Raw genomic sequence first — 24,159 nt, forward strand, 5'->3', positions numbered from 1 at the left:
AGGCCATCGACGACCTGACCCCAGTCGAGGCCGAAGAACTTCACTACGCTGCAAGAAACCAGCTCACGCCGACCGGCTGAGCCACCAAACACAGCCTCCGGAAATTCCGGGGCGGTTCACTCACGTGGTGGGCGTGTTGGGTGGCGTGGCTCGGTGACTGCGCGCGGCGTACTCGGTGATCGCGATGAGGGCGACGATGGTTGCTGGTCCGGTGATGTTGGTGATGACGACGGCTGCGGTGATGGGCGCGAGGAGCGAGATAAGGATCGAGGTGGTGGCCTCGACCGCCAGGCCGGCCGCCCACATCAGGGTCAGACGTGCATGCAGACGCCGCTGGGCGGGGTCAGTGTCGAGGCGAGCGTCGAATGCGTGGCGGTCGGCGGACAGGTCGCGGCGGATGCGTGCGATGAGGGGACGGCTCCAGGTCAGCGACCACAGGGCGAACGCGGCGATGACGAGCGTAATGACGCCGTCCTTGACGAGGAGGACGCGCGCGTTGCCGGTGAGCCACGCCAACGCGAACGACAGCCCGAACCGCAGCAGGACCAGGCCACCGAGCGCGTTGAACGGTTGCCCGCGAAGCCGGTCGACGGCCAGTGCCAGCACACTGACAGCAGCAGAACCGGCCAGCGCCCAGACCGGTGACCACCCGGCAGCCACCAGCAGCAGGTAGGAGGCGATGGGCAGGACGACGTTCTGCCCGACGCCCACCGCGGTGCCGACCCACTCCGGCCGACGGCTCACGGTTCTGAGCCAGACTCGGGCTCGGGTTCTGTCCCAGGCTCTTGCGCGACGAGGGCGCTACGCAGCTTGGCGAGCAGGTGGCGCAGCTGGGTCGTCTCGTCCGTGTCGAGGCCGATCACATCCCTGCTAGCGAGGCTGGCGACCAGGGGGCGTACGCGGGTCAGCACGTCGTGACCGTCGCGGGTGAGTCGGATGGGTGCCCGACGGCCCCGTCCTCGAGGGCCGTGACGCTCGACGAGTCCGCGCTGGACGAGCGAGTCGATGAGCGCGGCCATGGACTGGGGGCGGACGAGGATGGCACGGGCGAGGTCGGACGAGCTCAAGTCGTCGCCGTCGGCCAGCGCGCTCAGCACACCGAACTGCTGACCGTTCAGCCCCTCAACGGCGAAGATGGTGTCGAAGCGGCGGCGTGCCAGGTGCCCGACCTGGACGACCGGCCACAGCACCGGCGGCCAGACCGCGGACGGCCCGGTCGTTGACTGCGCCGCGGGTCGGGACTGTCCGGTCACGTGGTGCTCCGGGTCAGGGTGCGGTAGCCGTGGATGAGGTTCGTCGCGGCGGTGAGTGCCATCCCGGCGGCTGGTCCGCTGGTGCGGGCCACCCACGTGGCCGGTCCGAGGGATTCGCGGATCCGGGGGCGTGCGCGCCGATCCACCACGTGGTGGTAGTCCGCCAGAGCGACCGGGAGGGTCACCGCGCCAGACGTGACCCGGTCTACGACACCAAGGAGGTCGGCGGCGTCCTCGATGGCGGTCGCGGCGGACTGGCCACCGGTGGGTGGCATGGCGTGGACCGCGTCGCCGAGGGCGGTGACGTTCGACGCCGGCCACCCGAACGTCGGCGCGGTCGGGTCGGAGGCGTGGAAGCGGTAGGTGCCGATCTGGTCGGGCGGGGTGGTGGACATCAGGTGCCGTGCCCACGGCGCCCACCCGCGAGTGCGTGCTGCGGCCTCGACCAGGTCTGGCAGCCGGCGCTCGGACGCGGCCCGGGTCAGGATGAGACCCCAGATCCAGGACGGCTCCTCGATGTGTGCCGGGCCCGCTCCTGGATCGACGTCTGCTGTCGCGGGGTCATGGCGGCTGAGGAACAGCCCGACGCCCCGCGGACCGAACGCAAGAGCGGGCCCCGCGGTGAGGTACGGCGGCGCCTTGCGGTCAATGGCTGCGACGTCGAGATGGCGGCCGGCCAGGCCCACGAGACCGATCGGTGCAGACGTGGGGCGGCCGGCAGCCTGGCTGGCGATCGCCGAGCCGACCCCGTCAGCAGCGACCATCAAGTCGCAGGCGACCTCCGTGCCGGACCGCGCGAGCACGCGGACCGACGAACCCTCTCGGACGAAGCCGGTGGCTTCCTCACCAAGCCTCACGTGGGCGTCCAGGCCTGTCGCGAGCGTGACACGCAGCGGGCGTCGGCCAACCAGCATGTGCCGGCCCCCCTCGGGCTTCACGCGCCCGAGCAGGCGCAGCTGCCGATCCGCGAGGTGCATCGCCGTGAACGACTCCGGCCCCGCGCTGGCAGCGCGCAGGGACTGCCACACCATGGGCGGCAGCTCGCGCGCGAGGGAATCGACTGCGCTCGTGCCCAGATGCAGGCGATAGCCACCCGTGTGCGCGAGGTCGGTGTCTCGCTCGAGCACGACAACGTCGAGTCCGCGCCTGACAAGCCCCTGCGCGAGCGCAAGCCCACCGATGCCGGCACCGACCACGACGACTCGCATCCTCACACGATAGTTTCAGTATGCTGAAACTGTCGAGAGCGGTTCAGATCGCCACTGGTCGCGACTCACCGCTCACAGCCGTCGCGGCGCACGCACATCCGGACATCGGCAGATCCGGTCGCTCGCCCAGGTGCAAGGCGGTGAGCCCACCCTGGCCCGGCTCGAACGGGCAGCCTCCCTCTCCGCGTGCTGGGCGGCGCTGTGGGGTGCAGCCACCGCCTAGGGCAAGGTCTGATGGAAGGTAGCTCGGCGGGCGCGGGAGAGGCCACCGCGTTTCCGCAATTGGAGGATGCGGACGTTCATCGCGGTCACGGACAGGAGCGCGGTGATTGGCGACGTTGGCGGGTCCGCGGGCGTCGCGCGGGGCCTTCGTACGACCCCCCGCCTTGCACCTGCCGGTGGTCGAGTTCGACCTGGATCGGAACCGACAGCGGGATGAGTGGCGGGGGAGCGCGTGCGACTTGAGTCGTGGACCGTTTATGGACCGTAAACACTCTCGAAAATGCTCAAACTGCGACCGATTCAGTCAACGCAAACGGGCCGCCCTGACGCCGGCGTTCCGCGTCTTCGCAGGTCAGGGCCCTCTCCCGCAAGAGAAGTCAAAAGATGGACGGCCGTCGAAAGTGCGCGTTGAGTGTCAGGGGGTTGCAGGTTCAAATCCTGTCAGCCCGACCGAGTGGAAGCCCCTGACCTGCGGAGACGTGGGTCAGGGGCTTCTTCGTTCGTGAGCGGACCAGCCAGGTGGCATGTTGACATCACGAACACGTGGCGCAAGCCGATGCTGCACCTGTCGCCTCGGGGAAGACCGACGGTCACCAGACGCGGCTGCAACGCTCTGGATGAGGACGTGAGCGTCCCGCCCGAGATGCTGCTCGGGCGGATGTCTGAAGGTGCCGGTGGTCCGGAGGCCCCGTCCAGACTCGTGGCCCGGGGATGGTGCGGACCGCTCCGCACTCCGTGCGGGAAGAGGGGCGGGCGGGATGTGCGCGACCTGCTCAACCGGCGGGCGGACGATGGAGTGTGCAGGTGGTGTCAGATGAGCGTCGCCGGGTCGGTGTTGGCGCCGCACACGACGACGGCGACGCGCTCGCCGGAGGAGGGGACGTAGGCACCGGAGAGCAGGGCGGCGTAGGTGGTGGCGGCGCCGTGCTCGGAGGCGACGCGGAAGTCGTCCCAGAGTCGCTGGCGTGCGGCGACGATGTCGTCCTCGTCGACCAGCACCGACACCGGGGCGTCGGCCAGCGCCGCCTCGAAGGCCAGGTCGCCGATGCGACGGGCGCCGAGCGAGTCCGCGGCCACGCCGGACACCTCGACGTCGACGGGGCGCCCGGCGGCGATCGCGCGGTGCAGCGTAGGAGCCAGGACGGGCTCGACGGCCACGACGCGCGCCCGTCCGCGGACTGCGGCGGCGATGCCGGCGTACAGCCCTCCACCGCCGACGGCGACCACGATCGTGTCGATGGTCGGTTCGTCGTCGAGGATCTCCTCCGCGAGGGTGCCGGCGCCGGCCGCGACGTCGGGCTGGTCGTAGGCGTGCGCGAAGGTGGCTCCCTGGACGTCCGCGAACGCGGTCGCGGCGCCGTAGGCCTCGGCGTACTCACGGCCCGACCGCCGCACGAGGGCGCCGTAGCCCTCGATGCGGGCGATCTTCACCGCGGGCGCGGTCTCGGGGACGAAGACGGTGGCGCGGATCCCGAGCTCGCGGGCGGCGAAGGCCTGGGCCAGTCCCGCATTGCCGCCGGACGCCACCACGACGCCCGCCTCGCCCAGCTCTCCGCGCTCGCGCGCCGCGAGCTGTCGGTTGAACGCGCCGCGGGTCTTGAAGACACCGCAGTGCTGGAGGTGCTCGAGCTTGAGCCACACCTGGCTGGGAGCACCAGTGGCGGGAGCGAGCAGGGGAGTATGGCGCACGCGGCCGTCGATCCGGGCCTGCGCTGCGAGGACGTCGTCCCGGGTGAGAGTCACCGGTGCAGTATCCCGAGGCGTGGCACGTGCTGTCAGCGCAGGGTCAGGGTCGCCGTCGTGACCACGAGCACCGCGCAGATCGCGCCCCACCCGGCCAGTCGCAGCAGCGGGATCCGCAGGCCGGCCGAGCGGCACCGCTGGAGCCACAGCAGCGTGGCGAGGGAGGCCCAGGGGGTGACGAGGGCGCCGGCGTTGACGCCGATGAGCGTGGCCACGAGACGGCGTACGTCGTCGGCGGCCGCGGGCTCGACGAGCAGGTAGGCCGGCAGGTTGTTGACGAGGTTGGCCGTCACCGCGGAGGCGCCGGAGAGGTGCAGCAGGTCGAGCGTCCGCAGGCCGGTGCCGAAGGCAGGTCGCAACCAGTCGAGGAGCCCCTCGGCCTGGGCGATCCTCAGCAGGCCGGCGACGACGAGGAAGACGCCCGCCATCAGCCACGGTGGGCGTACTTCGCGGAGCATGGCGGGGGACCGCCAGGCCGTGGCGGCCAGCAGGACGACCGCAGATCCCGTGGCGACCGCGGCGGGCTCCAGCCCGATGGCGAACAGCGGCCCGATGGCCAGGCAGACGACGCCGCCGACGACGAGCAGGACGCGGTCGTGGGGCTCGGCCGGCGGGTCCACGGCGTAGGTCCCGCGCAGCGCCCGTCGCTGGAGGACGGCGATGAGCAGCAGGGTGACCACGATCGCGGTCACGGCCGGCACGGCCGCGGTCCGGACGTAGTCACCGTGCCCGGCCCCGAGGTCCGCGAAGCGGTGCACGGCGAGCAGGTTGGTGAGGTTCGAGACGGGGAGCAGCAGCGAGCCGGTGTTGGCGATCCAGAGCGTGGTGAGGGCGAACGGCATCGGCGCGATCCCGGTCTGCTGGGCGATCGCCAGCCCGACGGGTGTGAGGAGCACGGCGGTCGTGTCGAGGCTCATCACGATCGTGCACACCACGGCGAGCGCGGCGAAGGTGAGCCAGAGCAGCAGCACCCGGTGCCGCGCGCGCCGGGCCATCGCGTGCGCAGCGACGTCGAAGACCCCGGCGAGCTGGGCGATCTCGGCGGTGACGGTGATCGCCAGCAGGAAGACCGCGACGGGGAGGACCTGGGCGACGACGGGGTGGAGGACCTCGGACGGCACGGTGATCAGGATGACGGCTCGGGCATGGGATCGGGGAGGGGGCCCCAGATCTGGTTGCAGGCCGTGCCCGCGCAGGCGACCATCTGCGTCCGCCTCTGCTCGAGCGCGTCTCGTACGCCGGCGTAGCGGGGGTCGTCGACCACGTTGGTCATCTCGTCGGGGTCGACGAGGTGGTCGTAGAGGAAGGCGTCGTGGCCGTCGGTGCCGTAGACGTAGCGCTCGGTGCGCACGCCGCGGTGCGACCACCCGTCACCGAGGGTCCGGCCGGTCTGGACGAGCGTGGTGTCCCGGAACTCCTGGCTGCCGTCGCCGAGGAGGGTGGGCGCCAGGGAGGTGCCGTCGATCGTCCACTGCGGGCGTACGCCGGCGAGGTCGGCCAGCGTGGCCGGGAGGTCGACCAGCGTCACCGGCAGGTCGGAGGTGGTGCCCGGGGCGATGCCGGGGCCACGGACGACGAGCGGGACCTGCAGGGCCTCGTCGGTGAGCACGTCCTTGCCGACGTAGCGGTGCTCCCCGAGCGAGTAGCCGTTGTCGGAGGAGAAGACGATGTAGGTGTGGTCGAGCTCGCCCTCGTCCTGGAGCGTGCGCACCAGGGACCCGACGGCACGGTCGACGGACTGCAGCGCCTCCAGTCGCGCGGTGTCCTCGGCCTCCACCTCCTCGGGCAGGACGGGATCCGCGTTGCGGAGGTAGCGCGGCTGGTCGCTGACGTCGACCTCGTTGAAGGCGGGGTCGTCGAACGAGGCGGGTCGCTGGTGGCGGAACGTCCCGCGGTCCTGCGGCGCGGCCGGCGGCAGGCTGCGGCCGCCCTCGGGGGTGATCCGGTAGTGCGGCGCGACGTGCCAGGCGTAGACGACGAACGGGTCGTCGGTGGCGGCGAAGTCGCGGATGGCCCGGTTGGCGTGGTCCTCGATGACCGAGGTGATGTAGTCGCCCTCGTAGCGAGTCGGCGTGCCGTCGCCGGTCATCGAGAAGTTCACGTAGTCGTAGACCCCGCGGGTCAGCGCGTCCCAGCGGGTCCACCCGGCCGGACGTACGTCGTGGGGGCCGTAGCCGTTGAGGAACTTGCCGGTGAAGCTGGTGTGGTAGCCGGCGTCGCGGAACCAGGTGCTGGCCTCCTGCGTGGGGTCGAGGGCCTGGAAGCCGCCGTGCACCCCGCGGTTGTGCTGGACGCCGTTGTTCTGGGCGTACTGCCCGGTGACGAGCTGCGCGCGAGCCGGGCAGCACAGCGGGTGCGGCGAGATCGCGTCGGTGAACTCCATGCCCTGGTCGACCAGGAGCGACTGCGTGATCGGCATGTGGTCGAGGTCGTCGTCGCGCATGTCGTCGGTGAGGACGAACACGATGTTGGGTCGCTCCGGCTCCTCCGTGGCGGACGGCGCCTGGGTGCCCTGCGCCATGCGCACCGCCGCGGTTGCCGCATCATCGGCGTCGTCCTCGAAGGCCGTGACCGTCGCGAGGGTGGCCACGAGGACGACCAGCAGTGCAGCCGCGACCGACCGTGCCCACGCTCGCATGTACGTCATTCCTCGCCGGGTCCGTGGTGGACCTGTCTCTCGCCCCAGTGTGCGGCAAGAGTAGGTGGCCGGGGTGGGGCTCCCCAAAGCGACACGACGAGTGGGGCCAACCTGGTCCGACCCGTTACGCTGAGGCCTCGCCGACGCACGGATCCACGACCAGGAAGAGCACCAGCGCCGACCATGGACGGTAGTCAAAGTCCCAGCACGACCGCACTGAACCTCGGGTGCGCGTCGTGACCCCCTTGTTGTTGCTGCTCGTCGCGCTGGCCCTCGTGGCCGCCTGCGGACTCTTCGTGGCAGCCGAGTTCTCCTTCGTCACCGTCGACCGGCCGAGCGTCGAGCGCGCCGCCGCGTCCGGGGACGAGGGTGCCCGTGGCGTCCAGCTCGCGCTGCGCTCGCTGTCGACCCAGCTCTCCGGCGCCCAGGTGGGCATCACCGTGACCAACCTGGCGATCGGCTTCCTGGCCGAGCCGGCGATCTCGGACCTCATCCGCGACCCGCTCGGTGCCGCCGGCGTGCCCGACGGTGCGGTCACCCCGCTCTCGCTCGCGCTCGGGCTCGCGATCGGCACCGTCGTGACGATGATCTTCGGCGAGATGGTGCCCAAGAACATCGCCATCGCGCGACCGCTCGAGACCGCTCGGTCCACCCAGGGCTTCATGCGCGGCTTCACCGCGCTGACCCGCGGCCCCATCCGGGCGCTCAACGGATCGGCCAACGCGATCGTGCGGCGGCTCGGCATCGAGCCCCAGGAGGAGCTCCGTTCCGCGCGCAGCTCCCAGGAGCTGTCGTCGCTCGTCCAGCGCTCGGCCGACCAGGGCACCCTCGACGCCGACACGGCCGAGCTGGTCGAGCGGTCCGTCGAGTTCGGCTCCCGCACGGCGGGGGAGATCATGACCCCGCGCGTGCGGACGACCACCGTCGAGGACGGCGACCGAGTCTCGGCGGTGATCGAGCTGGCCCGCCAGACCGGCCACTCGCGGTTCCCGGTGCTCGACGGCGAGGACACCGTCGTCGGCACCGTCCACGTCAAGCACGCCGTCGCCGTGCCGGTCCACGAGCGCGCGACGACCCGGATCAAGCACGTCATGGTCAAGCCCGTGGTCGTGCCCGACAGCCTGCGGCTCGACCCTCTCCTCGCACTCCTGCGCCAGGACGGCTTCCAGATGGCGGTCGTGCTCGACGAGTACGGCGGCCACGCCGGCATCGTGACGCTGGAGGACGTGGTCGAGGAGATCGTCGGTGACATCTCCGACGAGCACGACCGCCTCGGCGCCCGCATCCGCCAGCGGCGCGACGGCAGCTGGACGCTGTCGGGCCTCCTGCGTCCCGACGAGGTCGAGGACGTCACCGACGTCGAGCTGCCCGACCACGAGGACTACGACACCGTCGCCGGGCTCGTCATGCGCGAGCTCGGGAAGATCCCCGCGCCGGGTGACCGCGTCGAGGTGCCCGTGCCCGACCGCAGCTCACCGCACGAGGTGCGCGAACGCCTGGTGACCCTCACCGTCGAGCGGATGGACGGCCTGCGCATCGATCGGCTCGACCTCCGGGTCGTGGCCACCGAGGCTGCTGCCGAGGCCGCCGCTGCGTCCCAGGGGGCCTCCGGTGAACGGTGACCTCTTCGGTGTCGGCCTCGCCGTCGTCCTGCTCGCCCTGAACGCCTTCTTCGTCGGCTCGGAGTTCGCCCTGCTCGCCGCGCGGCGCAGCCAGATCGAGCCGCGTGCCCAGGAGGGCTCGCGCGCGGCCCGCACCACGCTGCGCGCGATGGAGAACGTCTCGCTCGTGATGGCCGGCGCCCAGCTCGGCATCACCGTGTGCTCGCTCGGCCTCGGCGCGATCGGCGAGCCGGCCGTCGCGCACCTGCTCGAGCCGCTCTTCCACCAGGCCCACCTGCCCGACAACCTGCTCCACCCGGTGTCCTTCGTGGTGGCCATGTCGATCGTGGTCTACCTCCACGTGGTGCTCGGCGAGATGGTGCCCAAGAACATCGCCCTCGCCGGCGCCGACCGCGCCGCCCTCGTGCTGAGCCCGCCCATGATGGTCATCGTCACGGTGCTCCGCCCCGTCATCGGCGCGATGAACATGGTCGCCAACGGGGTGCTCCGGCTGCTGCGCATCGAGCCGAAGGACGAGGTGCACTCGAGCTTCACGCGCGAGGAGGTCGCTGCGCTCGTCGAGGAGTCGCGCGGCGAGGGGCTGATCGAGGCCGAGGAGTACGACCGACTCGCCGGCGCACTCGGCTTCACCGAGAAGTCCGTCACGTCGATCGTCATGGCCCCCGACACGCTGGCCACGGTCGCGCCCGGCTCGACGGTCGCCGACGTCGAGGCCGTGTGTGCCTCGACCGGCTTCAGCCGGTTCCCGGTGGCCACCGCGGACGGCGAGCTGGTCGGCTACCTCCACATCAAGGACGCCCTCGAGACCGACGACGACAAGCGGTCGCGGGTCATCGAGGACAAGTGGATCCGTCCCTTCGCCACCGTCCACCCCGACGACCTCCTGCACGACGCGCTCGAGAGCCTGCAGGCGAAGGGGGCGCACATGGCCCGGGTGGTGCAGCGCGACGGCCTCGTGGTGGGCCTGGTCACGCTCGAGGACGTGCTCGAGGAGCTCGTCGGAGAGATCCGCGACGCGGCTCACCACGACGTGACACCGGTGGACGCATGAGCTCTCGGTAGGGTTCGTCCGTGTCCGAGGAAGCGACCCGCGTCTGGACCGTGCCCAACATCATCAGTGTGGTGCGGCTCGCCGGCGTGCCCCTCTTCCTCTGGCTCGTGCTCGGACCCGAGGCCGACGCGATCGCGCTCGTCGTGCTGATGGTCGCCGGCTTCACTGACTTCCTCGACGGCTGGCTCGCCCGCCGGCTCGACCAGTACTCCCGCCTCGGCGAGATCCTCGACCCGGTCGCCGACCGGCTCTACATCCTCGCCGTGGTGGTCGGTCTCTTCATGCGCGACATCATCCCGTGGTGGGTCGCGGTCGCCCTCCCGCTGCGCGACCTGCTCCTGTGGGGGCTGGTGCCGATCCTGCGCACCCGTGGCTACTCCGCCCTCCCGGTGCACTTCCTCGGCAAGGCCGCCACCTTCAACCTGCTCTACGCCTTCCCGCTCCTCCTCCTCGGCGAGGGTGACGGCATCGTCGCCACACTGGCGCGCACGTTCGGGTGGGCCTTCGCCTGGTGGGGCATCGGTCTCTACTGGTGGGCCGGGGTGCTCTACGCCTGGCAGGTCCGCAAGCTGCTGCGTGAGACACCGCGGCGCTCCTCGCCGGCGACCGACCATGCCTGACACCCGCACCGCCGAGCCGAGGACCCGGGACCTTCCCGAGCACGTCACCACGCCCCTGCTGACGCTGATCACGGCACGGTCGATGGACGAGGACTACGCCCACGTCGCCCGCAAGAAGGCGGCGGCAGGGGTGGCGCCCGCCACCGCGACCAGGTCCCGACCGCACTGGGCGAGCCTGGTGGCGATCGGCGTGCTGGGGGTCCTGGCCGCCGTGGTGGCGGCGCAGACCGACCGTGAGGCGGCCGTCACCGAGCTCAGCCGTGCCGCGCTCATCGAGCAGATCGACGCTCGCCGCGCCGAGGTGCGCGACCTCCAGCACGGGGTCGCGGACCTGACCCGGTCGAACGCGGCCGCGGCCAGCAAGGGGGTCACCGTGCAGAGCCAGCTCGACGACCTCGAGACCCGGGTCAGGCGGGCCGAGCTCTGGACCGGCTACACACCCGTCCACGGCCCCGGGGTGCGGATCACCGTCGACAACCGTCCGGGCGTCGACGTCAACGGCGAGATCCGCGACGAGGACCTCGCCGTCCTCGTCGACGGGCTCTTCCAGGCGGGGGCCGAGGCCATCGCCATCAACGACCAGCGGATCAACGCCCTCGGCGGCATCCGCAACACCAGCCGCGCCATCCACGTCAACGGTCGACCGGTCAACGCCCCCTACGTCGTCTCCGTGATCGGCGACAACAAGACGCTGCAGGCACGACTGCTGGAGTCGTCCGAGGGACAGGAGTGGTTCGCCCTGGTCAACGGCCTCGGGTTCGTCTACACGCCGCAGAATGTGGACGACATCCGCCTGCCGGCTGCGCCCGAACGGCCCCTGCGTGGTGTGATCGAGGACGACGTCGACCCCGATGGCACACCTGGAGGAGGGACCACCGCGCCATGATCGCCGCCCTGGGGCTCCTCATCGGCATCATCGCCGGGCTGGTGTTCGCGCCCGACGTGCCGCTGGCTCTGCAGAACTACCTGCCGATCGCCGTCGTCGCCGCGCTCGACGCCGTGTTCGGTGGGCTGCGGGCCTACCTCGACGGGATCTTCGACGACAAGGTCTTCGTCGTCTCCTTCGTCAGCAACGTCGTGATCGCCGCCGCGATCGTCTACCTCGGTGACCAGCTCGGCGTGGGTGCCCAGCTGACGACCGGCGTGGTCGTCGTGCTCGGCATCCGGATCTTCTCCAACGTCGCAGCGATCCGCAGGCACGTGTTCCATGCCTGACTCGACGCCCGAGCCCACACCCCGGTCCACACCCGAGCCCGAGGAGAGTCCCGGTCGCGACCGACTCCGCCACGCGCTGCTGCGCCCCTCAGGACGCCAGGCCGTGGTGGCGGTCCTGCTCGCGGTCCTGGGGTTCGCCTTCGTGGTGCAGGTCCGCGACACCGCGGCCAACGACACCTACGCCGGCCTGCGGGAGAGCGAGCTGATCCAGGTGCTCGACGGCCTCACCGGCACGGCCGAGCGGGCGCGCCGCGAGGTCGACCGGCTCGAGGGGCGCCGCGACGAGCTCAGCAACGAGACCCAGGCCCGCGCGGCCGCGCTGGACGAGGCCGAGCAGCGGGTGCGCACCCTGAACATCATCGCGGGCCTCGTGCCGGTCTCCGGCCCCGGCCTGCGGGTGACGATCACGGAGTCGACCAGCAGGGTGAGCGTCGGGTCGCTGCTGGACACGATCCAGGAGCTGCGCACCGCGGGCGCGGAGGCCATGGAGTTCAACGACTCGATCCGGATCGGCGCCGACAGCTCCTTCGAGAACGCCGTCGGAGGCATCGAGCTCGACGACCAGCTGCTCGAGCCGCCGTACGTCCTCGACGTGATCGGCGACCCCCACAACCTCCGCACCGCGCTGACCTTCTCGACCGGTCCGGTCGAGACGCTGCAGACCCTGGACGGCGCCACCGTCACCATCGAGGAGCCCGACTCCATCGAGATCACCAGCGTCCGCGAGCCCCCTCGACCTGAGTATGCAGAGTCCGGCACGGGCCAGTAGCCTGCCGCACACCTCAGTCCCGCCAGCCAACGAGTTCGACGAGGAGTCGACGTGTATCCGGAGAACCTGAAGTACACCTGCGAGCACGAGTGGGTGCGGACCCCCGGAGACGCCGAGGGCTCGGTGCGGGTGGGCATCACCGACTTCGCGCAGGACGCGCTCGGCGACATCGTGTACGCCTCCCTGCCGCAGGTCGGCGACCAGGTCAACGCGGGGGACACCTGCGGCGAGCTCGAGTCGACCAAGTCCGTCAGCGACATCTACGCCCCGGTCACCGGCGAGGTGCTGGCGGTCAACGGCGCGCTCGACTCCACGCCCGAGCTGGTCAACAGTGACCCCTACGAGGCCGGCTGGCTCTTCGAGGTCGGCGTCGCCGACGCCTCGCAGCTCGACGGCCTCCTCGACGCCGCTGCCTACCAGGCCGGGCTCGAGGGCTGATCGCCCCGTCCGTACCGCCCACCGGGCCATCGCCGGGCTGGTAGGTTCGGGGAAACCGTCAACCTCAACCCTCGGCTGAGGGTTGGGCGTCGATCCGTCGAGGAGCATTCATGCCGTTCTGCACCGCCTGTGGCAAGCAGAACCCCGATGACGCGCGCTTCTGTGCCCAGTGCGGCACCAAGCTGGTCGCCGGGGAGGACACCGGTGCCACCCCGGTCGGGGTGAGCCCGACCGAGACCACTGCGACCATCACCTTCGGGGCGCCGGACCAGCGCGAGTCGTCCGACCGGCAGCTGAGCCCCGTCGACGCGGCAGCGGTCGACGCACTGCCCGAGGGTCACGCCCTCCTCGTCGTCCAGCGCGGCCCCAGCGCGGGCAGCCGCTTCCTGCTGGACATCGAGGTGGTCGGCGCCGGTCGCCACCCCGACAGCGAGATCTTCCTCGACGACGTCACCGTGTCGCGGCGGCACGCCGAGTTCCGGCGCAGCGGTGCCGGGTTCACCGTCAGCGACGTCGGCAGCCTCAACGGCACCTACGTCAACCGTGACCGCATCGACTCCGTCGAGCTCAACGACGGCGACGAGGTCCAGATCGGCAAGTACCGCCTGGTGTTCTTCTCCTCCCACCCGGACAGCTGATCCGTGAGTGCCTCGACGCCCGCGGGCGCGAGTCGCGGCGCCCGCCTCAACATCGGGCAGGTGCTCGACCAGCTCCGACCCGACTTCCCCGGGGTGACGATCTCCAAGATCCGGTTCCTCGAGGACCAGGGACTGGTGAAGCCCGAGCGCACGCCCGCCGGCTACCGGAAGTTCTCCGACGAGGACGTCGACCGGCTCCGCTACGTCCTCACGATGCAGCGCGACCACTACCTCCCGCACAAGGTCATCGGGGAGCACCTCGACGCGATCGACCGCGGCCTCGAGCCGCCCGCGATCGACGGCGTCGTCCCGACGGTGCCCCGGGTCGCACTCAGTGCCGACGGCCTCCCGAGCCCGGAGTCGTTCCGGCGCACCAGTGACCTGCGGCTGTCGCGGCGCGAGCTGTTGAAGGTGGCCGAGATCTCCGAGGAGCTGCTGGACCAGCTCGAGCAGTTCGGCCTGGTCGCTGCCCGGACCGGCACGGGGCACTTCGACTCCGACGCGCTGGTGGTCGCCAGGACCGCCAAGGAGCTCGCCGACTTCGGCTTCGAGCCGCGCCACCTGCGCGCCTTCAAGACCGCCGCCGACCGCGAGGTGGGCCTGGTCCAGCAGGTCGTCGCCCCGATCGCGCGCGGACGCGACGCCTCCGCGCGCGGTCGCGCCGACGAGGCGACCGCCGAGATCGCGGCTCTCTCCGTGCGGCTCCATGCCACGCTCGTCAAGGTCGGGCTCGACCGCGGCTGAGCACCCGGAGCCGCGGGCTGGCAGGTGAGGGCGCCTGAGTAGGGTGGTGGCATGCGCGAGATGGACGTCGTCGGAGTACGTGTGGAGATGCCCTCCAACCAGCCGATCGTGCTCCTGCGCGAGGTGACGGGGGAGCGCTACCTGCCGATCTGGATCGGGGCCGTCGAGGCGACCGCCATCGCCTTCGCCCAGCAGGGCGTGACGCCGCCACGGCCGTTGACGCACGACCTGATGCGTGACGTGCTGGCCGCCACGGGTCAGCGCCTCGACGAGGTGCGGATCGTCACCGTGCAGGACAACATCTTCTTCGCCCAGCTCGTCTTCGACGGCGGCGTCGAGGTCGGTGCCCGGCCCTCGGACTCCATCGCGCTCGCCCTGCGCACGGGGACCCGCATCGTGTGCGCCGAAGCGGTGCTCGACGAGGCCGGCCTCGCGGTCCCGGCCGAGCAGGAGGACGAGGTCGAGCGCTTCCGCGAGTTCCTCGACCACGTCTCGCCCGACGACTTCGAGGCACCGTGACGCACGGACGGTCCCTCGACCGTCGAAACTCTCACCCTCGACCTGACGTCGAGGGTTGGCGACACGCCGAGCCGGTGGATGGACAACCCTCCCGCGCAGGCCTACCTTGAACTGTCTCTGTTGTAACTCCACCGTTGTGGTTGCCGGCTCCGCCGGCGCCGGACGGGCCCTTCCCCCAGGAGTTACCGCTCAGCGGAGGAACTGACCTGGAGGGTCACTGTGGCTAGCAACGAGAACGAGCACGGCGCCGACGCTGCCGGCATCACGGCAGCGGCCGAGGCCGCTGAGCTCGCCGAGGAGCAGGGTCTGCTCTTCGCCGACGACGTCTCCCCGCTGCCCCGGGACACCGGCTACCGCGGTCCCACCGCATGCAACGCGGCCGGTATCACCTATCGCCAGCTCGACTACTGGGCTCGCACAGGCCTGGTGGAGCCGAGCGTGCGCGGTGCCGCCGGCTCCGGCTCGCAGCGTCTCTACTCCTTTCGCGACATCTTGATCCTCAAGGTCGTCAAGCGCCTTCTCGACGCGGGCATCTCGCTCCAGCAGATCCGCACCGCCACCGCTCACCTGCGCGAGCGCGGCACGGACGACCTGACCCGCGTGACGCTCATGAGCGACGGTGCCTCGGTCTACGAGTGCACCAGCAACGACGAGGTCATCGACCTGCTGCAGGGCGGGCAGGGCGTCTTCGGCATCGCCATCGGTGGCGTGTGGCGTGAGATCGAGGGCACGCTCGCCGAGCTGCCCAGCGAGCGTGCCGCCGAGGAGCCTGCCTCTCCGGTCGAGGGCGACGAGCTCGCCGCGCGTCGCGCAGCCCGACAAACCGGCTGACCCGACTCCGGCACCACGCGCAGACCCTCCGACGAAGCCGCCCCATCCGGGGCGGCTTCGTCCCATTCTGTTGCGTATCGCTAAACTGGCCACGCCGACATCCCGCGCGGGAGAGTCGTTGCGACCGGTCCCCGGACCGGCCGCAGTGCGCCGAAGGGGCAAATCCTCCCGGAACCTCTCAGGCACCAGGACCGCGTGGGTTGGCACTCTGGAGGCCACCTGGCCGACAGAGGGGAGGTCATCCTCGTGACCTCAAGGAGTGCCCGTGCCGGACACCACCTCGACTCCCTCCGACGACCACGCCACGCTCGGCGAGTTCGTCGCACGCCACATCGGACCCGACGACGACGCCGTGGCCCGGATGCTCCAGGCGGTGGGGCACGAGTCGCTGGAGTCGTTGATGTCCGCGGCCGTGCCGGGCGGCATCCGCACGGCGGCCGCACTCGACCTCCCCGACGCCCTCGACGAGGAGGCCACCGCCCGTGCCCTGCGCACGCTGGCCTCGCAGAACCGGCCGGCGGAGGCGATGATCGGCCTGGGCTACCACGGCACGATCACGCCGGCGGTGATCCGGCGCAACGTGCTCGAGGACCCGTCGTGGTACACCGCGTACACGCCGTACCAGCCTGAGATCTCCCAGGGGCGGCTCGAGGCGCTGCTCAACTTCCAGACCGTCGTGGCCGACCTCACCGGCCTACCGACCGCGAACGCCTCGCTCCTCGACGAGGGCACGGCCGCCGCGGAGGCGATGACCCTCGTGCGTCGGGCGCAGCGCAACGCCTCCGGGCCCTTCGTGGTCGACGCCGACGCGCTCCCGCAGACGATCGACGTGATCCGCACCCGCGCCGAGGGCATGGGGATCGACGTCGTCGTCGCCGACCTGTCCGACGGTCTGCCCGAGGGCGACCTCTGCGGCGTGCTGGTGCAGTACCCCGGCGCCTCCGGCGCGGTCTGCGACCCCCGGTCGGTCATCGACGCCGTCCACGAGCGCGGGGGGCTGGCCGTGGTCGCCGCCGACATCCTCGCCCTGCTCCTGCTCGAGGCCCCCGGCACCCTCGGCGCCGACGTCGTCGTCGGTTCGTCGCAGCGCTTCGGCGTACCCCTCTTCTACGGCGGGCCCCACGCGGGCTTCATGTCCGTCGCCGCAGGGCTCGAGCGCCACCTGCCCGGACGCCTGGTCGGGGTGTCCGTCGACGCGGAGGGGCGCCCTGCCTACCGCCTCGCCCTGCAGACCCGCGAGCAGCACATCCGCCGGGACAAGGCCACCTCCAACATCTGCACGGCGCAGGTGCTGCTGGCGGTCGTCGCGTCGATGTACGCCGTCTACCACGGCCCCGAGGGCCTGCGCCGGATCGCGCAGCGCACCCACGACCACGCCAGCCGGATCGCCGCTGCGCTGCGGGCCGGGGGAGTGGAGGTGGTCAACGAGACGTGGTTCGACACGCTCACCGTGGCCGTGCCCGGTCGGGCGGGCGAGGTCGTGGCCGCGGCCCGTGCCGTGGGACTGCACCTGCGCCTGGTCGACGAGGACCACGTCGGGATCTCCACCTCCGAGCGCACCAGCCCGGCCACGGTCGGCGCCGTGCTCCGTGCCTTCGGCCTCACGCCGGGTGACGACGCGGCACCCTCCGGGCTGCCCGAGTCGCTGCGCCGCACCACCGAGCTGCTGACCCACGAGGTGTTCAGCTCGCACCGCAGCGAGACCCAGATGCTGCGCTATCTCGCGAAGCTCTCCGGACGCGACTACGCGCTGGACCGCGGCATGATCCCGCTCGGCTCCTGCACGATGAAGCTCAACGCCACCACCGAGATGGAGCCGGTCAGCCTGCCCGGCTTCGCCGATCTGCACCCGTTCGCACCGGCCGAGGACGCTGCGGGCTACCGCGAGCTCGTCGACGACCTCGAGGGGTGGCTGGCCGAGGTCACCGGCTACGACCGGGTGTCGGTGCAGCCCAACGCAGGCTCGCAGGGCGAGCTCGCCGGCCTGCTCGCGATCCGGGGCTACCACCAGGCCAACGGCGACACCGCCCGCGACGTGTGCCTGATCCCGTCCTCGGCCCACGGCACCAACGCCGCCTCCGCGGTCATGGCCGGCATGAAGGTCGTCGTGGTCAAGGCGTCCGACGACGGCTCGGTGGACCTCGACGACCTGCTGGCGAAGTGCGAGCAGCACGCCGAGACCCTGGCAGCGATCATGGTCACCTACCCCTCCACGCACGGGGCCTACGAAGACTCGATCACCGACCTGTGCAAGATCGTCCACGACCACGGCGGCCAGGTCTACGTCGACGGGGCCAACCTCAACGCGCTCCTGGGCTACGCCCGCCCCGGCGAGTTCGGTGGGGACGTCTCCCACCTCAACCTGCACAAGACGTTCTGCATCCCCCACGGCGGAGGCGGCCCCGGCGTCGGCCCCGTCGCCGTACGCGCGCACCTCGCGCCGTTCCTCCCGTCGCACGCGGCGCACCCGGAGGCCGGCAAGCGCGACGGCATCGGCCCGGTGAGCGCCGCTCCCTACGGCTCGGCCGGCATCTTGCCGATCACCTGGGCCTACGTCCGGATGATGGGCGCGCAGGGCCTGACCCGCGCGACGGCCGTGGCCGTGCTGTCGGCCAACTACATCGCCACCCGGCTGCAGGAGCACTTCCCGGTGCTCTACCGAGGCCACGGCGACCTGGTCGCGCACGAGTGCATCCTCGACCTACGCCCGCTGACCAAGGCCAGCGGCGTCAGCGTGGACGACGTCGCCAAGCGCCTCGTCGACCACGGCTTCCACGCGCCGACGATGTCGTTCCCGGTCGCCGGGACCCTGATGGTCGAGCCGACCGAGTCCGAGGACCTCGCCGAGATCGACCGCTTCTGCGACGCGATGATCGCCATCCGCGGTGAGATCGCGCGCGTCGAGGCGGGGGAGTGGACGCCGGAGGACTCGCCGCTGCGCCACGCGCCCCACACGGCCCGCGCGCTCGTCGGCGAGTGGGACCGGTCGTACTCGCGCGAGGTCGGGGTCTTCCCCCAGGGCATCGACCCCGACAAGTACTGGCCGCCGGTGGCGCGCATCGACCAGGCCTACGGCGACCGCAACCTCGTGTGCGCCTGCCCCCCGCCGGAGGCGTTCGCGCAGGACTGATCGCTAGGGTCTGCCCATGAGCGACCAACGGCAGAGGCTGCTGGACGTCGCCCAGGCCGAGGGCCGGCTGACCTCCGTGGTCGGCGCGGTCCTCGACCGATACGGCGCCGTGTGGGCGGGAGGCGCGGGGGACGCGCCCGGCCTCGACGGGCAGTACCGGATCGGGTCGATCACCAAGACCCTCACCGCGGCGCTGGTGATGCAGGCGCGGGACGCAGGGCTGCTCGACCTCGCCGACCCGCTGTCCGCGCACCTGGGCGACATCGGCTACGGCGAGACCACCGTCCGCGACGTCCTCGCGCACACCTCCGGCATGCAGAGCGAGCCGCGCGGCTCGTGGTGGGAGCGCACGCGCGGCTCCGACTTCGCCTCGCTCGTCGCCGCGAACGACGGAAGCGGTCGGGTGGGCGCCGCTGGCGACTGGTTCCACTACTCCAACCTCGGCTACGGGCTCCTCGGCGAGGTCGTCGCTCGGCGCCTCGGCGCGCCGTGGCGCGTGCTCGTCTCCGAGCGCCTGCTCCAGCCGCTCGGCATGCGGGCGACGTCGTACCTCCCCCGTCCCGGGGCGCAGCCGGGGTGGAGCGTGGACCACTTCACCGGCATCCGGGTGCACGAGCCGCTCGCCGACACCGGCGCGATGGCCGCGGCCGGGCAGCTCTGGTCGACGTTGGGTGACCTGGTGACCTGGGGCCAGGTGCTCGGCGGCGCACGCCCCGACGTGCTGCCCGCGGACACGCTCGCGGAGATGCAGCGGCCGGTGACGGCGGACTACGGGCTCGGCCTGATGCTCGGCGTGCACCCGGGAGGGCGGCTGGTCGGGCACAACGGCTCGATGCCCGGCTTCCTGGCGGCCCTCCACGTCGACCCCGACAGCGGGATCGGGGCCGTGGTGCTCACGAACGCGACGACCGGGATCGACCCGCGGGTCCTCGCCGTCTCGCTGATCGAGGGCGACCCCGACGCCGGGGACGAGCGCCCACCCCCGTGGCGCCCGACCGTCGTGCTGCCGCCGGAGGTGGTCGGGGTGCCGGGCCTGTGGTTCTGGGGCAACTCGGCCTACGACGTGCGGTGGCACAACTCAGGGCTCGAGCTGCGCCCGATCGCGCGCGGCGGGGCCGTGAGCGACCGGTTCGAGCTCGTCGACGGCCGCCTGGTCGGCGTCCTGGGCTACCACCGCGGCGAGCACCTGGACGTCGTACGACATCCGGACGGGTCGATCCGCAACCTCGAGTGCGCGACGTTCGTCTACACCCCGAAGCCCTACGACACCCTGCACCAGACCTGACGGGGGGCGACTAGGGTCGGCCATCCAGCACTCTCGGGGGAGATCCATGCACGCACCAGCCAGTCCGGCCCGCCTGACCGTCGTCGCGGCGGTCGTCCTCGCGTTCTGCGCCACGCTGCTCGTCGGAGGCGGTGCGGAGGCCGCCCGCAGCAAGGACGGCCTCACCGGCTACGCCTTCGACGCACGCTGCGCGCCGACGCAGGAGCAGATGGACGCCTGGCTGACGTCGTCACCGTTCTGGGGCGTCGGGATCTACATCGGCGGATCGACGGCGTCGTGCCAGACCGGCGCGACCGACCCCGGCCAGCCGCACCTCGACGCCACCTGGGTGTCGCGCCAGAGGTCGGCCGGCTGGCGCGTGCTGCCGATCTGGGTGGGCCCGCAGGCGGCGTGCTCGTCGTACGCCGACCTGATCGATCCGAACCCCGGGGGGACTACGCAGCCGCTGACGCGCGCGGCCGCGCCGAGGCGACCGCCGCCGTCGTCCGCGCACGTGAGCTCGGCATCAAGCCGCGCACGACGCTCTGGTACGACCTCGAGGGCGGCTTCGATGTCACGGACGAGGACTGCAGGCGCTCGGCCCTGCGGTTCCTCAGCGGCTGGACCGAGGCGCTGCACGACCTCCGCTACCGCTCGGGCGTCTACTCCAGCATCTCGGCGGGCATCCACACGCTGGACAACGCCGACAACCTCTCGCCCGGGTCCTACCAGATGCCCGACCAGGTCTGGTTCGCGTGGGACAACAACCGCGCGAACGTCGACGTCGACCAGCGCTGGGTCCGCACGGACAGCTGGGAGGGTGAGCGCGTCCACCAGTACCAGCTGCACACCGACGCCGCGTACGGCGGTGTCGCGCTGACGATCGACCGCAACTTCCTCGAGCTCGACGGTGGCTCGCAGGCGCCGCGCACCCTCCTCGCGTGTGGCCGCACGGACCTCGACCTCCGGTCCTACCCCCGGCTCCGCACCGGTCGCAGGGGCGATGCCGTGGAGGCACTGCAGTGCCTGCTGAGGAAGCACGCCGGCTACCGCAGTCGCCTCGACGGGCGGTACGACGCCCAGGTGGCGCGTGCCGTGCGGAAGTTCCAGCGTCGGCACGACCTGCGCCAGAGCGGCAGGACCGATCCCGCGACGTGGACCGCGTTGTTCGCCCAGGGATCGAAGCCACTGGTGAAGGTGGGCTCGTCCGGTGACGCGGCGCTGCGGCTCGAGCGTTCGCTGCGGGCCGCCGGGTTCGGATCGGTGAAGGTCACCGGCGTCGTCACCGACCGCACCACCCGGGCGGTCGCGCGCTACCAGCGGCGGGTCGGCCTCGACCCCACCGGGGTCGTCACGACCGACACCTGGAAGGCGCTCCAGACTGGCGCGCGCCGACCGGCGTCTCGCAGTGGGTTTCACCTGCCTCGGCGACGTGCTGGGGTCTAGTGTTGCTGCGGGCGCATCCATGGCGCACCGCATCCGTCAGAGGGGAATGACATGGGACTGTTCCAGGCTGTCAGCGGCGCCATCGGAGGCACGCTCGCCGACCAGTGGATCGACTTCTACGGCGTGCCGGACGGGCTTCCCGCGACCGCGGCGCTGTTCCCGGCGCTCGCCAAGGGACAGAACGCCGGTCGCGGCAGCAACACCCGCGGCTCCGACGGTGTCATCACCAACGGCTCCAAGATCGTGGTCCCCGAGGGCTACGGCCTGGTGCTGGTCGAGGACGGGGCGTTCACCGGCTTCGCGGCCGAGCCCGGCGGCTACATCTGGGACTCCGAGGAGACCGCGTCACAGTCGGTCTTCTCCGGCGGCGGCCTGGTCGACTCGCTCATCAAGCAGAGCTGGGAGAGGTTCAAGTTCGGCGGTCGCCCCGGGTCGCAGCAGACCGCGATCTTCGTGAACCTCAAGGAGCTGCCGAACAACAAGTTCGGCACCCAGTCGGAGATCTACTGGGACGATGCGTTCCTCAACACCCAGGTCGGCGCGATCACCCGCGGCACCTACACGCTCAAGATCGCCGACCCGCTCACCTTCATCCGCAACTTCGTCTCGGCCGACGTCATCAACGGCCGGGGGGTCTTCGACTTCACCGACATCGACAACCCGGCCGGCGAGCAGCTCTTCAACGAGGTCGTCGGCTCACTCGCGCCGGCGTTCTCGATGTACACCAACGACCCTGCCAAGGGAAACCGGATCAGCCGCCTCCAGCAGGACTCCATCGGCTTCGCGCAGTCGCTCTCGGCCGCCGTCGAGGAGAACTACCAGTGGCGCAGCGACCGCGGCCTGGAGATCGTCAAGACCGCGATCATCTCGATCGAGTACGACGAGAACACCCGCGAGCTCCTCAAGAACGTCCAGCGTGCCGACGCCCTGTCGGGCTCCCGCGGCAACTCCAACCTGCAGGCGTCCGTCGCCGCGGGCATCGAGGCGGCGGGGGAGAACGCCGGCCCCGGTGGCGTCATCGGGATGGGCATGGCCACCGGCGGGATGGGGCTGGGGGGCCTGCAGCAGCCGACCCAGGCGGCGCCGGCGGCGGCAGCCCCAGCCGCAGAGCCCGCCGCGCCGGCTGCGCCCGCGGCGGACGACCCGATGGCGGTGCTCAAGCGGGCCAAGGACATGCTCGACGCCGGCCTCATCACCCAGGAGGACTACGACGCGGCGAAGGCCAAGGCGCTCGGTCTCTGAGATGACGCACGACGCCCAGCCACCGGGGGAGAAGCGTTCGTCCCCCTTTGACGGCCCGCCGCTGTCGCTGGAGGAGGAGCTCGCCGCCGCCCGGGCCGAGCCCGAGCCCGGCCCTGACATCGCGACCGTCAACGAAGCGCTCGCCGACGGGGTCAACCGCTGTCCGAAGTGCGGGTCCACCGACGTACGCCTGCGCGGGTCGACCGGCAACCTGGTGTGCCTGTTCTGCCGCAACGAGTGGCAGGAGTCGCGTGTCGAGGAGGAGTTCGGCCTCGGCGAGGGGATCGACGAGCTCCAGGGCACCGTGATCGCCGGCGGCGCGCGGGACATCTCGGCCGACGCCGGCGACGTGATCACCATGAAGTGCGGCGGCTGCGGTGCCGAGGTCGTCGTCGACACCGCCCACGCGATGAACGCCCGCTGCCACTGGTGCCGTCACACGCTGAACGTCAACCAGCAGACGTCCAACGGGGCCGTGCCCGACGCGGTGCTGCCCTTCCGGCTCACCCACGCCGAGGCCGTGGAACGGATCCGCGAGTTCGCCTCCAAGCGTCGCCTCTTCGCGCACCCGCGCTTCAAGAAGGAGTTCGTCCCGGAGAACGTGCTCGGCGTCTACCTGCCCTACCTGGTGATCGACGCGCGCGCCGAGGCCGCCTACACGGGGCGCGGCGAGGTCCAGACGCGGCGTTGGACGGAGAAGAAGGGGGACAACACCGTCACCTACTACTCCGCCGACGTGTTCCGCGTCGACCGCTCGGTGTCGTTCACGGTCGACGACCTCACCATCGAGGGCGCCGCCGACCGGGCGAACTTCGACTCGTCGACCACCAACAACATCATCAACACGATCCTGCCCTTCGACACCAAGAACGCGGTGCAGTGGAACTCGAGCTATCTCGTGGGCTTCACGAGCGAGAAGCGCGACCTCGACGTCGACGGACTGCACCCGGTGCTGGAGGACCAGCTGCTCTCGATCGGGCGCTCGCAGGTCGAGGGATCGTTGCGGGAGTTCGACCGTGGGGTGCGCTGGGAGCAGGAGCAGCTCGACGTCGGCGGATCGCGCTGGGTCTCGATGTACCTGCCCGTCTGGCTCTACTCCTACCAACAGGAGAGCACGGGGATGCTGCACTACATCGCGGTCAACGCGCGCACCGGGGAGACGATGGGCAGCGTGCCGGTCTCGCAGTGGCGTCTCGTGCTGGCGGCGATGACCGTCGGCACGGTGCTCGAGGGCATCGCCGGCTTCCTCCTGGTGGCGTGGTCATGATCGACCTGATGCTCACGGTGCTGGCCTCCAGCGACGGCCCACCGGTATGGCTGCTGGCAGCGGGACCGGCCGGTGCGGTGGCGACGTACTGGGCGCTCTACCGCTACTACCGCAACACCGACAAGTCGCACGCCTTCGAGCGCGACACCCTGATCGAGGCGAAGCCGGTGCAGGGCGGGCGGGAGAAGATCGACCACATCTCCCGGACCCGGATGTCCAGCATCGACGGCGACAACAGCCGCAAGCACCGGGCGCGGGTGCAGCGGCTCCGCTGAGCCGGGCCTCGAACCAGGGGCGGG

23 protein-coding genes, 2 pseudogenes and 1 riboswitch are annotated in these 24,159 nt (G+C 71.3%); of the genes and pseudogenes, 18 read left to right on the top strand and 7 right to left on the bottom strand.

All coding sequences use genetic code 11. From position 1 onward, the window contains the following. Positions 1-120: 120 nt before the first annotated feature. The 7 genes and pseudogenes from IEZ25_RS07115 to IEZ25_RS07145 form a co-directional block, all read right to left on the bottom strand. Complete coding sequence (locus IEZ25_RS07115) at positions 121-744, bottom strand: VC0807 family protein (RefSeq protein ID WP_191198739.1); 624 nt, start codon at positions 742-744, stop codon at positions 121-123. Further along, positions 741-1,253, bottom strand: a complete 513-nt coding sequence (locus IEZ25_RS07120) for a MarR family winged helix-turn-helix transcriptional regulator (RefSeq protein ID WP_191198740.1) — start codon at positions 1,251-1,253, stop codon at positions 741-743. The genes IEZ25_RS07115 and IEZ25_RS07120 overlap by 4 nt, the downstream gene beginning before the upstream one ends. Then, entirely contained in the window at positions 1,250-2,110 is an 861-nt protein-coding gene (locus IEZ25_RS07125) for an FAD-dependent oxidoreductase (protein ID WP_191199282.1), read from the bottom strand. Before IEZ25_RS07125 ends, IEZ25_RS07120 begins: the two co-directional genes overlap by 4 nt. Positions 2,111-2,374: 264 nt before the next feature. Further along, positions 2,375-2,461: pseudogene (locus IEZ25_RS22450) on the bottom strand (NAD(P)-binding protein); the annotation flags it as partial. Positions 2,462-3,493: 1,032 nt separating this feature from the next. After that, positions 3,494-4,426 carry a threonine/serine dehydratase gene (locus tag IEZ25_RS07135; RefSeq protein ID WP_191198741.1) on the bottom strand — a complete coding sequence of 311 codons (933 nt, stop codon included), beginning with the start codon at positions 4,424-4,426 and terminating at the stop codon, positions 3,494-3,496. Between the two features lie 32 nt (positions 4,427-4,458). Next, complete coding sequence (locus tag IEZ25_RS07140; RefSeq protein ID WP_191198742.1) at positions 4,459-5,547, bottom strand: ArsB/NhaD family transporter; 1,089 nt, start codon at positions 5,545-5,547, stop codon at positions 4,459-4,461. A gap of 5 nt (positions 5,548-5,552) precedes the next feature. Next, entirely contained in the window at positions 5,553-7,064 is a 1,512-nt protein-coding gene (locus IEZ25_RS07145) for a sulfatase family protein (RefSeq protein WP_191198743.1), read from the bottom strand. Between the two features lie 236 nt (positions 7,065-7,300). On the opposite strand from IEZ25_RS07145, the gene IEZ25_RS07150 reads away from it, so the two are divergent. The 18 genes and pseudogenes from IEZ25_RS07150 (at position 7,301) to IEZ25_RS07235 (ending at position 24,135) form a co-directional block, all read left to right on the top strand. After that, positions 7,301-8,686 carry a hemolysin family protein gene (locus IEZ25_RS07150; RefSeq protein WP_191198744.1) on the top strand — a complete coding sequence of 462 codons (1,386 nt, stop codon included), beginning with the start codon at positions 7,301-7,303 and terminating at the stop codon, positions 8,684-8,686. Beyond that, complete coding sequence (locus tag IEZ25_RS07155) at positions 8,676-9,737, top strand: hemolysin family protein (RefSeq protein WP_191198745.1); 1,062 nt, start codon at positions 8,676-8,678, stop codon at positions 9,735-9,737. Before IEZ25_RS07150 ends, IEZ25_RS07155 begins: the two co-directional genes overlap by 11 nt. Positions 9,738-9,757: 20 nt before the next feature. After that, on the top strand, positions 9,758-10,357 hold the full coding sequence (locus IEZ25_RS07160; RefSeq protein ID WP_191198746.1) for a CDP-alcohol phosphatidyltransferase family protein: 600 nt from the start codon (positions 9,758-9,760) through the stop codon (positions 10,355-10,357). Continuing rightward, a complete protein-coding gene (locus IEZ25_RS07165) occupies positions 10,350-11,243 on the top strand; it encodes a DUF881 domain-containing protein (protein ID WP_191198747.1) in 894 nt (297 codons plus the stop codon). The genes IEZ25_RS07160 and IEZ25_RS07165 overlap by 8 nt, the downstream gene beginning before the upstream one ends. Next, positions 11,240-11,572, top strand: coding sequence for a small basic family protein (locus tag IEZ25_RS07170; RefSeq protein WP_129427940.1), 333 nt, complete (start codon positions 11,240-11,242; stop codon positions 11,570-11,572). Before IEZ25_RS07165 ends, IEZ25_RS07170 begins: the two co-directional genes overlap by 4 nt. Then, on the top strand, positions 11,565-12,341 hold the full coding sequence (locus IEZ25_RS07175) for a DUF881 domain-containing protein (RefSeq protein ID WP_191198748.1): 777 nt from the start codon (positions 11,565-11,567) through the stop codon (positions 12,339-12,341). Before IEZ25_RS07170 ends, IEZ25_RS07175 begins: the two co-directional genes overlap by 8 nt. Before the next feature lie 51 nt (positions 12,342-12,392). After that, a complete protein-coding gene (gene gcvH / locus IEZ25_RS07180) occupies positions 12,393-12,779 on the top strand; it encodes a glycine cleavage system protein GcvH (protein ID WP_191198749.1) in 387 nt (128 codons plus the stop codon). Between the two features lie 110 nt (positions 12,780-12,889). Then, entirely contained in the window at positions 12,890-13,417 is a 528-nt protein-coding gene (locus tag IEZ25_RS07185) for an FHA domain-containing protein (RefSeq protein WP_191198750.1), read from the top strand. 3 nt (positions 13,418-13,420) lie between these two features. Further along, positions 13,421-14,161 (top strand): transcriptional regulator FtsR, encoded by a 741-nt coding sequence (gene ftsR, locus IEZ25_RS07190; protein ID WP_191198751.1) that lies wholly within the window; start codon positions 13,421-13,423, stop codon positions 14,159-14,161. 51 nt (positions 14,162-14,212) lie between these two features. Beyond that, entirely contained in the window at positions 14,213-14,680 is a 468-nt protein-coding gene (locus IEZ25_RS07195) for a bifunctional nuclease family protein (protein WP_191198752.1), read from the top strand. Between the two features lie 261 nt (positions 14,681-14,941). Further along, a complete protein-coding gene (locus IEZ25_RS07200) occupies positions 14,942-15,511 on the top strand; it encodes a MerR family transcriptional regulator (protein WP_191199215.1) in 570 nt (189 codons plus the stop codon). Positions 15,512-15,608: 97 nt separating this feature from the next. Further along, a riboswitch (glycine riboswitch) is annotated at positions 15,609-15,715 on the top strand. 157 nt (positions 15,716-15,872) lie between these two features. Continuing rightward, positions 15,873-18,641 (top strand): aminomethyl-transferring glycine dehydrogenase, encoded by a 2,769-nt coding sequence (gcvP, locus tag IEZ25_RS07205; protein ID WP_224748700.1) that lies wholly within the window; start codon positions 15,873-15,875, stop codon positions 18,639-18,641. A gap of 16 nt (positions 18,642-18,657) precedes the next feature. Then, positions 18,658-19,926, top strand: coding sequence for a serine hydrolase domain-containing protein (locus IEZ25_RS07210; protein WP_191198754.1), 1,269 nt, complete (start codon positions 18,658-18,660; stop codon positions 19,924-19,926). A gap of 208 nt (positions 19,927-20,134) precedes the next feature. Continuing rightward, a pseudogene (locus IEZ25_RS22455) lies at positions 20,135-20,284 on the top strand (hypothetical protein); the annotation flags it as partial. 32 nt (positions 20,285-20,316) lie between these two features. After that, the gene (locus IEZ25_RS21345) at positions 20,317-21,351 is read left to right on the top strand and encodes a peptidoglycan-binding protein (protein ID WP_191198755.1); all 1,035 of its coding nucleotides are present in this window, start codon (positions 20,317-20,319) and stop codon (positions 21,349-21,351) included. A gap of 51 nt (positions 21,352-21,402) precedes the next feature. Next, positions 21,403-22,593 carry an SHOCT domain-containing protein gene (locus IEZ25_RS07225; protein ID WP_191198756.1) on the top strand — a complete coding sequence of 397 codons (1,191 nt, stop codon included), beginning with the start codon at positions 21,403-21,405 and terminating at the stop codon, positions 22,591-22,593. A 1-nt stretch (position 22,594) separates the two neighbouring features. Further along, the gene (locus IEZ25_RS07230; protein ID WP_191198757.1) at positions 22,595-23,860 is read left to right on the top strand and encodes a TFIIB-type zinc ribbon-containing protein; all 1,266 of its coding nucleotides are present in this window, start codon (positions 22,595-22,597) and stop codon (positions 23,858-23,860) included. Beyond that, on the top strand, positions 23,857-24,135 hold the full coding sequence (locus IEZ25_RS07235; protein ID WP_224748663.1) for a hypothetical protein: 279 nt from the start codon (positions 23,857-23,859) through the stop codon (positions 24,133-24,135). The genes IEZ25_RS07230 and IEZ25_RS07235 overlap by 4 nt, the downstream gene beginning before the upstream one ends. Positions 24,136-24,159 lie beyond the last annotated feature (24 nt).

The sequence above is a fragment of the Nocardioides hwasunensis genome (assembly GCF_014779665.1).
GTDB lineage: Bacteria > Actinomycetota > Actinomycetes > Propionibacteriales > Nocardioidaceae > Nocardioides > Nocardioides hwasunensis.

Coding starts and splice junctions, on each gene's coding strand:
- IEZ25_RS07145 (WP_191198743.1), bottom strand. CDS start 7,064: ATGCGAGCGTGGGCACGGTCGGTCGCGGCTGCACTGCTGGTCGTCCTC.
- IEZ25_RS07165 (WP_191198747.1), top strand. CDS start 10,350: ATGCCTGACACCCGCACCGCCGAGCCGAGGACCCGGGACCTTCCCGAG.
- IEZ25_RS07170 (WP_129427940.1), top strand. CDS start 11,240: ATGATCGCCGCCCTGGGGCTCCTCATCGGCATCATCGCCGGGCTGGTG.
- IEZ25_RS07175 (WP_191198748.1), top strand. CDS start 11,565: ATGCCTGACTCGACGCCCGAGCCCACACCCCGGTCCACACCCGAGCCC.
- IEZ25_RS07185 (WP_191198750.1), top strand. CDS start 12,890: ATGCCGTTCTGCACCGCCTGTGGCAAGCAGAACCCCGATGACGCGCGC.
- IEZ25_RS07195 (WP_191198752.1), top strand. CDS start 14,213: ATGCGCGAGATGGACGTCGTCGGAGTACGTGTGGAGATGCCCTCCAAC.
- gcvP (WP_224748700.1), top strand. CDS start 15,873: ATGCTCCAGGCGGTGGGGCACGAGTCGCTGGAGTCGTTGATGTCCGCG.
- IEZ25_RS07210 (WP_191198754.1), top strand. CDS start 18,658: ATGAGCGACCAACGGCAGAGGCTGCTGGACGTCGCCCAGGCCGAGGGC.
- IEZ25_RS07225 (WP_191198756.1), top strand. CDS start 21,403: ATGGGACTGTTCCAGGCTGTCAGCGGCGCCATCGGAGGCACGCTCGCC.
- IEZ25_RS07230 (WP_191198757.1), top strand. CDS start 22,595: ATGACGCACGACGCCCAGCCACCGGGGGAGAAGCGTTCGTCCCCCTTT.
- IEZ25_RS07235 (WP_224748663.1), top strand. CDS start 23,857: ATGATCGACCTGATGCTCACGGTGCTGGCCTCCAGCGACGGCCCACCG.